General features: G+C 69.1%; 12 protein-coding genes. 5 read left to right on the top strand and 7 right to left on the bottom strand.

Annotated elements, in window-relative coordinates; translation table 11 throughout:
- Positions 1-114: 114 nt before the first annotated feature.
- On the top strand, positions 115-540 hold the full coding sequence (locus ACO2Q2_RS14865; protein WP_423256726.1) for a hypothetical protein: 426 nt from the start codon (positions 115-117) through the stop codon (positions 538-540).
- A 105-nt stretch (positions 541-645) separates the two neighbouring features.
- Here ACO2Q2_RS14865 and ACO2Q2_RS14860 read toward each other — a convergent pair whose 3' ends face one another.
- The 3 genes from ACO2Q2_RS14860 to ACO2Q2_RS14850 are packed head-to-tail and all read right to left on the bottom strand — an operon-like array spanning position 646 to position 1623.
- Entirely contained in the window at positions 646-987 is a 342-nt protein-coding gene (locus ACO2Q2_RS14860; RefSeq protein ID WP_423256724.1) for a type II toxin-antitoxin system PemK/MazF family toxin, read from the bottom strand.
- The gene (locus tag ACO2Q2_RS14855) at positions 974-1180 is read right to left on the bottom strand and encodes a hypothetical protein (RefSeq protein ID WP_423256722.1); all 207 of its coding nucleotides are present in this window, start codon (positions 1178-1180) and stop codon (positions 974-976) included. Before ACO2Q2_RS14855 ends, ACO2Q2_RS14860 begins: the two co-directional genes overlap by 14 nt.
- 11 nt (positions 1181-1191) lie before the next feature.
- Positions 1192-1623, bottom strand: a complete 432-nt coding sequence (locus ACO2Q2_RS14850; RefSeq protein ID WP_423256720.1) for a helix-turn-helix domain-containing protein — start codon at positions 1621-1623, stop codon at positions 1192-1194.
- A gap of 44 nt (positions 1624-1667) precedes the next feature.
- On the opposite strand from ACO2Q2_RS14850, the gene ACO2Q2_RS14845 reads away from it, so the two are divergent.
- Together ACO2Q2_RS14845 and ACO2Q2_RS14840 are read left to right on the top strand one after the other, a co-directional pair.
- Positions 1668-1859, top strand: coding sequence for a hypothetical protein (locus tag ACO2Q2_RS14845; protein ID WP_423256718.1), 192 nt, complete (start codon positions 1668-1670; stop codon positions 1857-1859).
- 192 nt (positions 1860-2051) lie between these two features.
- Complete coding sequence (locus ACO2Q2_RS14840) at positions 2052-4730, top strand: bifunctional diguanylate cyclase/phosphodiesterase (RefSeq protein WP_423256716.1); 2679 nt, start codon at positions 2052-2054, stop codon at positions 4728-4730.
- A 25-nt stretch (positions 4731-4755) separates the two neighbouring features.
- Here the strand turns inward: ACO2Q2_RS14840 and ACO2Q2_RS14835 are convergent, their stop codons facing one another.
- Entirely contained in the window at positions 4756-6147 is a 1392-nt protein-coding gene (locus ACO2Q2_RS14835; RefSeq protein ID WP_423256714.1) for a M20/M25/M40 family metallo-hydrolase, read from the bottom strand.
- Between the two features lie 111 nt (positions 6148-6258).
- On the opposite strand from ACO2Q2_RS14835, the gene ACO2Q2_RS14830 reads away from it, so the two are divergent.
- Both ACO2Q2_RS14830 and ACO2Q2_RS14825 read left to right on the top strand, forming a co-directional pair.
- Positions 6259-7497: a TIGR03862 family flavoprotein gene (locus tag ACO2Q2_RS14830; RefSeq protein WP_423256712.1), complete on the top strand. Its 1239-nt coding sequence runs from the start codon at positions 6259-6261 to the stop codon at positions 7495-7497.
- Between the two features lie 217 nt (positions 7498-7714).
- Positions 7715-7936: a hypothetical protein gene (locus ACO2Q2_RS14825; protein WP_423256710.1), complete on the top strand. Its 222-nt coding sequence runs from the start codon at positions 7715-7717 to the stop codon at positions 7934-7936.
- A gap of 93 nt (positions 7937-8029) precedes the next feature.
- Here the strand turns inward: ACO2Q2_RS14825 and dbpA are convergent, their stop codons facing one another.
- From dbpA to ACO2Q2_RS14810, 3 genes are all read right to left on the bottom strand, one after another.
- A complete protein-coding gene (gene dbpA, locus ACO2Q2_RS14820) occupies positions 8030-9424 on the bottom strand; it encodes an ATP-dependent RNA helicase DbpA (protein ID WP_423256708.1) in 1395 nt (464 codons plus the stop codon).
- Positions 9425-9464: 40 nt separating this feature from the next.
- On the bottom strand, positions 9465-10184 hold the full coding sequence (locus tag ACO2Q2_RS14815) for a pseudouridine synthase (protein WP_423256706.1): 720 nt from the start codon (positions 10182-10184) through the stop codon (positions 9465-9467).
- A 97-nt stretch (positions 10185-10281) separates the two neighbouring features.
- A complete protein-coding gene (locus ACO2Q2_RS14810) occupies positions 10282-11061 on the bottom strand; it encodes an ABC transporter permease (RefSeq protein WP_423256704.1) in 780 nt (259 codons plus the stop codon).
- Positions 11062-11066: the final 5 nt, after the last annotated feature.

Here is an 11066-nt window from a genome sequence, read left to right as displayed (position 1 = left end):
AGATTGATATGGAAGTATAAACGGCTAAATGCGCGACGCGAAGTGCGCGGAATGTCGAAACAGCATCTTCACCCATAGGGTGAACCCGGCATGAGGGCGGAACCCAAGCGCAGCATGGATCCGACCGAACGAGCTCACGGAATCAGGTTCTACCAAGCGCTTTTGAATGATGCGCTGGCGACGGGGGATTCTGTGGTGCTTTTGAGAGGAGAAGTCACGTCCGTTGACGAAAATCCGCGAGTGTCGGAGCGAATTGATCTAAAACATGGCATCGCTACTAATGCAATGGTGAAGTTTGGGAAGCAGGCGCAAGCGGGTTATCGCATGGCAGTTGTTCTGCCGGATGCCGATGCTGGGCTCCGCTTTTTAGAATCACGAGGATACGAGCGTTGCGCGACATCATCGCCAGGGTCAGCCGAAGTTATTCGAGGCTGGGAGGCGTGGCTGGAACAGCATTTACCCGATGCGAAGAGTGCACTGGTTTTTGGTCACGATTATGAGCCGGCTTTCATATTTGAGAGGTCCCGTAGGGTAGAGTAAAGGGAAACCTCAGGGACGTAGGCAATTAACCCGCGCCCCGAAGCACAAGGCCCGCATCGCTGCGGGCCTTGTTGCGTCTGGCGGGTTCTCTTTTAGCCGCTGCGCTCACTCGCCGAGCAGCGTGTGCAGCAGTTGATGCAGCGTCTGCCGGTCACCGGCCTGCAACCGGCCGAGCGTCTTGCGGAGCAGGGCCTGCTCGGCGGTGAACACGATCGGCTTGAGCACGGAGGGCTTGAGCAGGCCGGCGGCCTGCCAGTCGGCAATCAGCGCTTCGCCAAACCCTAACGCCGGCCGTACCTGGCTGGTGATCGCGAGCAGGATCACGTCGGGGCGTTGCCGCTGATACTCGGTGCGGCTGATGACCACTGCCGGGCGCTGCTTGGCGCCGACCTGATCGGTGAACGGGAACCGCACCAGGACGACATCGCCGAACTCACAGCCGGTCATAGGCGGCATCGTCGGCGTTGTCCCAGAGCGTTTGCAGGGCGGGGGTGCTGGCGGCTTGCGCAGCGCGAACCAGGCCGCGATCGGTGTCGCGGCTGGCGAGGAAATCGATGAAGTCCTCGACCTCGGCGACCCGCTCGGGCGGCAGACGGCGGAGCTTCTCGACGACCGTATTGACGGGTTGCGGGGCGGGCATGGGGTTCTCTCTTAGCTGCGGGCCTGCGCCCGGGGGTGGCTGCGCGGCCGCCGTGCGGGCGTGGCGCCGACGGCGCGGCTGACGCGCGAGGACTTGATCAAACGGTCTATGACCAGAATCAGCGCCTGCTGGTCCTCGTCGGGCAGTTCGTCCACCTGCCGGTAGAGCTGGTGCAGCTCGGGGTTGCGCAGCAGGCCGTGGTCGGCCGGTTCGGTGCGGCCGGCCAGTGTGTCCAGACTCACGTCCAGCGCCTGGGCGATCCTGACCACGGTATCGAAGTGCGGGACGGCGTCGCCGGTCTCCCAGCGGTTGTAAACGCGCGGGCTGACCCCGAGCAACTCGGCGAAGCGGGTCTGGTTGATGTTGCGTTGGCTGCGCAGGGTGCGCGGCCGCTCGGCGAAGTTGGCCATGTCCAGCACGACACGAACGGGCGACAGCGGCATGGTAGGGGTACCTCTCAAAAGTACCGGCTTGCATAGACACTATAGTGCAGACGCGGCGCCTGCTGAAGCTGGTCAGGGTCCGGAGCGCTGCGCAGGCGATCCCACGCGACGCCGCGCGCTTCACCCGGCGCGAGCTGCGCGAGGCTGTGGGCTGGGGCGACACGCAGGTGAAGCTGCACCCCTCGCGGCTGGTGGAACACGAACACGGGTTCTTCTTCTTTAGTTGCTGCTTCTAAAGAAACAGCACTTCCAGAGCCGCTCACAGTGCCGCGTCGTAGTCGTAAGGGTGCCGCTGCGGCCGTAGTAGAGCGCGCAGGCAGTGCCCAGGCGGTGCGCCACCTCCGCGCCACCTCACAAAACCGTACTGCGCGCGCGGGTCTGATGTGCTCAGATAGCCGGCAGTGCCCGCCGGCAACACGGACAACCGCTTGAGCCAGCTACCTGCTTCGTCCCTGCCCAGCCAGGCCTCACTGCCCGCCGTCACCACGGACGGCATGGCCACCCGTCCGCCGCAGGGGTCGCGGACATGGTTCTGGGTGCTGCTCACCCTGCTGCTGGGCGTCGGCCTCACGCTGCTGTTGCACCACCAGCAGCGCGTGCGCCAGCAGGCCGCCGATCGCGCCGCCATGCAGCAGCTGGCCGACAAGAACTATGCGGCGCTGCAGGCGCGGATGGCCTCCTCGGAGCTGCTGATGCGCGCGCTGCAGACGCTGTATATCGCCTCGGACGACGTCACCGGGGCGGACTTCGCGCACTTCTACCAGAACCTGCGTCCGCGCGACTTGTTTCCCAGCCTGATCGCGCTGGCCTACGCGCAGCGCGAGATCGGCCCGGACGGCCAGGAGCGCTATATCACCCGCCGCGTGCAGCCGCTGGCCGGCAACGAGCGCCTGCTCGGGCTCGACATCACCAAGCAGGCGCGCAACCTGGCCGCGCTGGTGGCCGCGCGCGACAGCAACCAGTCCAGCCTGACCGCACCGTTCGAGCTGGTGCAGACCGACGCGGCGGGGCGACCCATCCTGGGCGTCACGCTGCGGCTGCCGATCTACAGCGAGGGCACGCCGCCGGCGTCGGCAGCCGAGCGCAGTGCCCGACTGGTCGGCTCCATCGCGGCCTCGTTCCGGGTGTCCGAGTGGGTGGGCAGCGCCTTCAGCCCCGATGCGCTCCAGCGCCTGCACGTGGAGGTCAGCGACGTGACCGCAGCGCCCCGGCCGCTGTTCGATTCGCAGCCTGCGGCGACGATCGCCGGTGGCGGCGACTTCACCCGCGACCTGCACTACGGCGGCCGCGTCTGGCGGGTGGTCATGCGCTACCGGATGCAGCCGGAGCCGACGTTCGGCTGGTCGCAATCGCTGCTGCCGTCGGGCCTGCTGATCACGCTGCTGCTGGCGCTGCTGGTGTGGTCGGTGGCCGGCACCCAGCGCCGGGCGGTGGAGCTGGGCTGGCGCATGAGCCATCGCTACCGCGAGAGCGAGGAACGCTTCCGCGCGCTCAACGAGCTGCTGCCGGCGCTGGTGGTGCTGGCCGACGCCGCCGACGGTCGCGTCACCTACGCCAACCAGGCCTCGCGCGACCGGCTCGGCGAAAGCCTGGTCGGGCGCACGCTGCAGGACATGTTCGACGCCCCGGCGATCCGGCGCTGGCTGCGCGATCCGCAGGGCGAGCAGGTCGGTTGCGTCGATGCCTTGCTCCGCGACGGGCGCGGCCTGCAGTTCTGGGCCAGCGTGTCGATCGCGCGGGTGGAGCTCGATGGCGTGCCCAAGCTGCTGCTGGTGGCCGCCGACATCACCGAGCAGCGCCAGCTCAACGAGCGGCTCAGCCATCAGGCCAGCCACGACACGCTCACCGATCTGTACAACCGGCGCGAGTTCGAGCGGCGGCTCGCCGCGGCGATGGCGGCGGTGGCCGACGGTGCGCCGGTCGCGGCCCTGCTCTATATCGACCTGGACCAGTTCAAGCTGATCAACGACACCTCCGGCCACATGGCCGGCGACCAGTTGCTGGCCCAGCTGGCGATGCTGATGCGCGAGCAGCTGGCGCGGCACGACGTGCTGGCGCGGCTCGGCGGCGACGAGTTCGGCGTGCTGCTGCCGGAGGTGGCCACGCGGGACGCGGCCGAGGCGGTGGCCGAGCGGCTGCGCGCGCGTATCGACAGCTACGTGTTCATGTGGGAGCAGCGCAGCTACTCGATCAGCGCCAGCGTCGGCGGCGTATTGATCGACCGGCCCGGTGCGCACCTGCACGAGCTGTTCGCGCAGGCCGACACCGCCTGCTACATGGCCAAGGAGCTGGGCCGCAACCGCGTGCACTTCTACTCCGAGCACGACGACGAAACCGCGCGTCGGCGCAGCGAGATGGAGTGGGCCAACCGGCTGCGCTGGGCGGCCGAGCAAGGGCGCCTGCTGCTGACCTACCAGGAGCTGAGGCCGCTGGTGGCGCACGCGGGTGACGGCGTGCACATCGAGCTGCTGCTGCGCTTTCGCGACGACAACGGTCACCTGGTGCTGCCCGGCGCCTTCATGCCCGCGGCCGAGCGTTACGGCCTGATGCCCACGATCGACCGCTGGGTGATCGAGACCGCGCTGTCGCACTTCGACCAGTTGCACCCGGCCGGTACCGCGCTGCAGCTGGCCACCATCAATCTCTCCGGCGCCAGCGTGGAAGATGACGCGCTGGCCGATCGCATCATCGAGCTGCTGGCGCTGCACCGGGTCGATCCGGCCCGGGTGTGCTTCGAGATCACCGAGACGGTGGCGGTGCGCCGCCTCTCGCAGGTCGCGCGCTTCATGCAGCGGCTGCGCGCAGTGGGCTGCAAGATGGCGCTGGACGACTTCGGCGCCGGCATGTCCTCGTTCGCCTACCTGAAGAACCTGCCGGTGGACATCATCAAGATCGACGGCAGCTTCATCCACGACATGCTGGACGACCCGGTGAGCCACGCGATGGTGCGCGCGGCCACCGACATCGGCCACCGCATCGGGCTCACCGTGGTGGCCGAGTGGGTAAGCAGCGGGGCGGTGATGCAGGCGCTGCGCGAGATGGGGGTGGATCTCGCGCAGGGCTTTTATCTGCACATGCCCGAACGGGTGCCGTTCCAGCGCGACTGACGCCGGTGGCGCCCGCCGCGGACGATCACTGCGCCGCGGGCGCCGCTTCCGGCGCCTGCCGCTCGAAGCTGCCGGAGGAACCTGGGAACACCACCGGGCTCTCGTAGCCGTCGGCCGAGACCGCCGACACGCCGAAGAACCAGTCGTCGATCACCACGTCCCTGATTACCGCCCTGTCGACGTCACCGACCGCGCGCACGTACTGCCAGCGCGGCGCGGTGGTGTCGCGCCAGTGCACGCGGTAGCCGGCCGCGCCGGGCACCTTGTGCCAGCTCACCGTGGTGTCGGTGGCCAGCGCGCCCTCGATCTTCACCCCCGTCGGCGGCGCCGGCGCATTGGCCATCGCGGCCATGGTCGCGGTATTGAGCGCGGTGACCCGGGCGAGGTAGCAAAAATCGATGCCATCGATGGTGTCGCCGTAATGGATGCCGTGCTCGGTGCGCAGGTCCTGGTGCTGCCGGGTGTAGTCCTCGTGGCCCTCGCTGACGCGGATCGCCGGATAGCCGGCCTTGAGGAACTCCACCTGGTCGCCGCCGCGGCCGTAGCGGTCGGTGCGATAGACCATCTTCACGCGCAGGTCCGGCAGGTACTGGTCGGCGATCGAGGCCATGTAGCGCGCCACGTTGCGCGAGGGGGAATCCACTTCGCCGCCGAAGTAGTTGCGGATGCGCGCCTGCTTCGCCGTCTCGGTGCTGCGCGTGCCTTCGCTGAACACGCGCACGGTGGTGTTGTCGCGCACGCCGTTCTGGCCGCGGCTGTTGCCGACGATGTCGTTGTTGAGATCGGCCTCCACCTGCCAGCCGTGGGCCACGGCGTAATCGGCCAGCACCTTGCCGCCGTACAGGCCCTGTTCCTCGCCGGACAGCGCGGCGAAGACCAGGGTGGCGCGGTTGTCCTGCCTCGACAGCAGCCGTGCCGCTTCCATCAGCGCGGCCACGCCGGAGGCGTCGTCGTTGGCGCCGGGGGCGTCGCTGGTCGCATTCATGATGTCGGTGACGCGCGAGTCGAGATGCCCGCTCATCACGATGACCCGGTCCGGATCGCTGCTGCCGCGCTTGATCGCCACCACGTCCATCACTTCGGTGGGCTTGGGAATCCGCTCGCCGGTGAACACCTGCGACGGCGTGACCACCTCCAGGCAACCGCCGCAGTCGCGCGAGATCGCCTCGAACTGCCCCTTCACCCAGCGCCGCGCGGCACCGATGCCGCGCTTGTCGGACTTGGTAGCGGACAGCGTGTGGCGGGTGCCGAAGCCGACCAGCCGGGCGATGGTGTCGTGCAGGCGCACTTCGCTCGGTGCGCTGGCCAGCGCATGCAGGGAAGTCTGTTCGCGCGGCTGCGCGGCATCCTGCGCGACGACAGCGCCGCTGGCGGCGGCGAGCAGGGCGGCGGAAAGCAGCAGTCGGAGTCGGGGCATGGGCGGAACCTCGGTGGATCGAGCAGGTGGTGCGCGCATGGCGCATCGCCCGAGTATGCGCAGGGCGCGCGCCGCGCACCACCCGACCTTCGGCATGCGACCATGCGCGGCATGATCGAATCCTCCCCACCGCGTGCCGCCGTGATCGGCGGCGGGCCGGCCGGACTCATGGCTGCCGAGCAACTGTGCGCCGCCGGCATCGGCGTGGACCTCTACGACGCGATGGGCTCGGTGGGCCGCAAGTTCCTGCTCGCCGGCAAGGGCGGGCTGAACCTCACCCACGGCGAGGGGTTCGACGATTTCGTCGCTCGCTACGGCGAGCGCGCGGGCGAGGTGGGCGGCTGGCTGCGCGATTTCGATGCCGATGCCCTGCGCGCGTGGGTGCGCGGGCTCGGCGTGGAGACCTTCGTCGGCAGCTCCGGCCGGGTGTTTCCCGCCGACCTGAAGGCCGCACCGCTGCTGCGTCGCTGGGTGCGCCGGCTGCATGCCGACGGCGTGCGCTTCCACATGCACCACCGCTGGCTGGGATGGGACGACGGTGCGCTGCGCTTCGCCACGCCGTCCGGCGAGACGACCGTGCGCGTCGACGCCGCCGTGCTGGCGCTCGGCGGCGGCAGTTGGCCGCAGCTGGGGTCGGACGGTGCCTGGATGGCCACCCTGCAGGCCGCCGGCGTGGACACGGCGCCGCTCGCGCCGGCCAACTGCGGCTTCGAGTGCCCATGGGGCGAGCATCTGGCCAGCCGCTTCGCCGGCGCGCCGCTCAAGGCGGTGGTGGCGCAGTGGCACGACCGCCACGGCTGGCGGCACCGGCGCCAGGGCGAATGCGTGATCAGCCAGTACGGCATCGAGGGCAGCCTGGTCTACGCGATCGGCCCCGCGCTGCGCGATCAGATCGTGGCGCGTGGCGAGGCGCGGCTCACGCTGGATCTGGCGCCGGGCCATCCGCTCGACACGCTGGTGTCGCGCCTGGGCGCGCCGCGTGGCAAGCACAGCATCGGCGACTGGCTTCGCCGCCGCGCGGGGCTCGATGCCGTCAAGTGCGCGCTGGTGTTCGAAGTGGCCGACAAGGCCACGCTGGCCAACCACATCGCGCTGGCCGGGTTGATCAAGGCGCTGCCCCTGCGCCTGCGCGCGCCGCGGCCGATCGCCGAGGCGATCAGCACCGCCGGCGGCGTGCGTTTCGAGGCGCTGGTGGACGAGCGCCTGATGCTGCGCGCGCGCCCCGGCGTGTTCTGCGCCGGCGAGATGCTCGACTGGGAGGCGCCGACCGGCGGCTACCTGCTCACCGCCTGCCTTGCCAGTGGCCGCCGGGCCGGGCGGGATGCCGCGCAGTGGGTGCATGAAGCCTGATGCAGGTTGCGCAGGGCGGCCCGAAGCGGAGCGGGACAAGGCCGCGCGGGCTGCCGGATCGTCATGCAGTGCAGCATCGCCCCCGCACTGGTGGCGCGCGGATTTCGGCGCTACGCTCAGAAATCGGTAAGGACAGAGACCGGCATCGTGTCCGCCTTGGGCGATCCGTGAGGCAGGCGACACCCCGGCGCATCTCACTGCAGAGAGGGTGCACAGCATGAAGATTCGTTCCGTGTCCGCGGTGTTTGTGTTGACCGTGATCGCCAGTGGCGCGATGGCTGGCGAAACCGTCCGCGTCGCCGCGCAAGACTCCATCCCGCTCCCGGCCCATCCGGTCCATCCGGCGCTCGCCATGTCGACGCAGGCACTGACCGATCTCGACGTGGTGCGGCTGACACGTGCGGCCATGACCATGCCGGCCTGCAGCACCTGCCACTGATGCTGGCGCGCCGCGCCGGTCGCGGCGCACATTCGGATTCCCTCCCGCGTTGTCCCTTGCGGCCGTCGGCGGCCGCGTGGCCGGTCGCCGGCGTCAGCCCAGCGCGCGCACACGGAAATTGCGGCCCTTGATGCGTCCGGCGCGCAGCCGCTCCAGCGCCTTGTTGGCCAGCTCGCGGCTGATCGCCACGTAGGCGCGGGTGGCGAACACGTCGATCTTGCCGATGTCGGCCGCCTGCAGGCCGGCGTCGCCGGTGAGCGCGCCGAGGATGTCGCCGGGGCGCAGCTTGTCCTGCCGGCCGGCGTCGATCACCAGGGTCTTCATCGGCGCCAGCTGCAGCGTCTTGCCGCGCGGCGGCTGCACCCTGAGCGTTTCGCGCCGCAGCGGCGCGCCCAGCACCTGCTCGATGTTGTCCGCCTTTGGCCCTTCGCGCGGCGTGACCAGGGTCAGCGCGAGGCCCGATTCGCCGGCGCGGCCGGTGCGGCCGATGCGGTGGATGTGGGTGTCCGGGTCGTGCGCGATGTCGAAGCTCACCACCAGCGGAAGCGCGGCGATGTCCAGCCCGCGCGCGGCCACGTCGGTGGCCACCAGCACCGCGCAGCTGCGGTTGGCGAAGCGCACCAGCACCTCGTCGCGGTCGCGCTGCTCCATGTCGCCATGCAGGGCCAGCGCGGAGAAGCCGCGGCGGTCGAGTTCCTGCGCCACCGCGTCGACGTCCTTGCGCATGTTGCAGAACACCAGCGCCTGCGCGCGTGCAGCCGGACCGCTTCGCTCGGTAGTGAGCAGTTGCGCCAGCGCGTCCAGCTTCTGCGCCGGCTCCACCCGCAGGAAGCGCTGCTCGATCGAGGGCCGCTGGGTGACCGGCGCCGCCACCGTCACCTCGACCGGATCGCGCTGCACGCGTGCGCTCACCGCGCGGATCTCGTCCGGGTAGGTGGCCGAGAACAGCAGGGTCTGGTGGTGCTTGGCGATGCGCCCGACGATGTCGTCGATCGCCTCGGAAAAACCCATGTCGAGCATGCGGTCGGCTTCGTCCAGCACCAGCACCTTGATGCCGCCGCCGTGCAGGCTGCCGCGCTTGAGATGCTCCTGCACGCGCCCGGGCGTGCCCACCACGATGTGCGGATCGTGCGTCAGCGAGGCCAGCTGCGGCCCCAGCGGCATGCCACCGCACAGCGTCAGCAGCTTCACGTTGGGAATGTTCGCCGCCAGCCTGCGGATCGCCTTGCTGACCTGGTCGGCCAGCTCGCGGGTGGGGCACAGCACCAGCGCCTGCAGGCGGATGGTGTCCGCGTCGATGCCCTGCAGCAGCGAGAGGCCGAACGCGGCGGTCTTGCCCGAGCCGGTCTGCGCCTGCGCGATCACGTCGCGCCCGGCCAGCATCGGCGGCAGGCTCTGCGCCTGCACCGGGGTCATGGTGGCGTAGCCGAGGGTGTCGAGGCTGGCGAGCAGGGCGGGCTTGAGCGGCAGCGAGGCGAAGGAAGTCATGCGCCATGATCGCACGGCGCCGCGTTTCACCCGTCGGGCGTCACCACTGCGTGCGGTTCGGCAGCAGGCCTTTCAGTTCCACGTCGGTGAGCTTGCGCCACTGGCCGGGCTTGAGGTGGCCGAGCCTGATGTTGTCGATGCGCACGCGGCGCAGCTGGGTCACGCGGTAGCCGAACGCGGCGGCCATCAGGCGGATCTGCCGGTTCAGGCCCTGGGTCAGCACGATGCCGAAGCCGAACCTGGCGATGCGCCGCACGCGGCAGCGCTGGGTCGTCTGGCCGTGGATGCGCACGCCGCGGCTCATGCCGGCGAGGAACTCGTCGGTGACCGCCTTGTTCACCGCCACCAGGTATTCCTTCTCGTGGCGGTTCTCGGCGCGCAGGATCTCGTTGACGATGTCGCCGTTGCTGGTCAGCAGGATCAGACCCTCGGAATCCTTGTCCAGCCGGCCGACCGGGAAGATGCGCTGCGGGTGGTCGACGAAGTCGACGATGTTGCCGTCCACGCTCTGGTCGGTGGTGCAGGTGATGCCCACCGGCTTGTTCAGCGCGATATAGACCGCTTTCTTCGCCGCCGGCGTGGCGGCGAGGATGCGCGCCCTGACGATCTCGCCGTCCACGCGCACCTCGTCGCCTTCCAGCGCCTTGGCGCCAGTGGTGACGGCTTCACCGTTGATCGTCACCCGCCCGGCGAGCAGCAGCTCGTCCGCCTTGCGGCGCGAGCACAGGCCGGCTTCGCTGATGTATTTGTTGACGCGCATGCCACAGCACCCGTGTAGGAGCGCACCCTGTGCGCGATCGCTTTTATCCGGCCCCGGAAGATTTTTCGCGCACAGGGTGCGCTCCTACAGGCTCATGTCAGGAGCGCAGCCCCACGCCGCGCTTGAGCAGCTGCAGCGCCACCGCCGACAGCACCACCACGAACAGCACCATCACCGCGAAGGCGGTGCCGATGCCGACGTCGCTGACGCCGAGCACGCCGAAGCGGAACGCGTTGACCATGTACAGGATCGGGTTGATCCGCGAGATCGCCTGCCACGGTTCGCCCAGCATGTTGATCGAATAGAACACGCCGCCCAGGTAGGTGAGCGGGGTGAGCACGAAGGTGGGCACCAGCGCGATGTCGTCGAACTTCTTGGCGTACACCGCATTCACGAAGCCGGCCAGCGAGAAGATCGTGGCGCCGAGCAGCACCGAGAGGAAGGTGAGCAGCGGGTGCACCACGTGCAGCGAGGTGAAGAACAGCGCGATCATCAGCACCAGCACGCCGACCACCAGCCCGCGCACCACGGCGCCGGTGACGTAGCCGAGCAGGATCACCCAGTTCGGCATCGGCGAGACCAGCATCTCCTCCACCGCGCGGCTGAACTTGGCGCCGAAGAACGAGCTGGAGATGTTGCCGTAGCTGTTGGTGATGATCGACATCATCACCAGGCCCGGCACGATGTACTGCATGTAGCTGAAGCCGCCCTCGATGGTGCCGATGCGGCTGCCGATCAGCTTGCCGAAGATCACGAAGTACAGCGTCATGGTGATCGCCGGGGGGATCAGCGTCTGCGTCCAGATGCGCGTGATGCGCGCGATCTCGCGGCGCACGATGGTGTACAGCGCGACCATGTTGGCGGATGTGTTGCTCATGCTTT

The organism is Dyella sp. KRB-257, assembly GCF_049445995.1.
GTDB lineage: Bacteria > Pseudomonadota > Gammaproteobacteria > Xanthomonadales > Rhodanobacteraceae > Dyella_A.
This window is presented reverse-complemented; position numbering and strand designations above follow the sequence as displayed.

Bases quoted from the DNA above. Each gene is read 5' to 3' on its own strand.
- ACO2Q2_RS14865 (WP_423256726.1), top strand. From the start codon at position 115: ATGGATCCGACCGAACGAGCTCACGGAATCAGGTTCTACCAAGCGCTT.
- ACO2Q2_RS14860 (WP_423256724.1), bottom strand. From the start codon at position 987: ATGACCGGCTGTGAGTTCGGCGATGTCGTCCTGGTGCGGTTCCCGTTC.
- ACO2Q2_RS14855 (WP_423256722.1), bottom strand. From the start codon at position 1,180: ATGCCCGCCCCGCAACCCGTCAATACGGTCGTCGAGAAGCTCCGCCGT.
- ACO2Q2_RS14850 (WP_423256720.1), bottom strand. From the start codon at position 1,623: ATGCCGCTGTCGCCCGTTCGTGTCGTGCTGGACATGGCCAACTTCGCC.
- ACO2Q2_RS14835 (WP_423256714.1), bottom strand. From the start codon at position 6,147: ATGCCCCGACTCCGACTGCTGCTTTCCGCCGCCCTGCTCGCCGCCGCC.
- ACO2Q2_RS14830 (WP_423256712.1), top strand. From the start codon at position 6,259: ATGATCGAATCCTCCCCACCGCGTGCCGCCGTGATCGGCGGCGGGCCG.
- ACO2Q2_RS14825 (WP_423256710.1), top strand. From the start codon at position 7,715: ATGAAGATTCGTTCCGTGTCCGCGGTGTTTGTGTTGACCGTGATCGCC.
- dbpA (WP_423256708.1), bottom strand. From the start codon at position 9,424: ATGACTTCCTTCGCCTCGCTGCCGCTCAAGCCCGCCCTGCTCGCCAGC.
- ACO2Q2_RS14815 (WP_423256706.1), bottom strand. From the start codon at position 10,184: ATGCGCGTCAACAAATACATCAGCGAAGCCGGCCTGTGCTCGCGCCGC.
- ACO2Q2_RS14810 (WP_423256704.1), bottom strand. From the start codon at position 11,061: ATGAGCAACACATCCGCCAACATGGTCGCGCTGTACACCATCGTGCGC.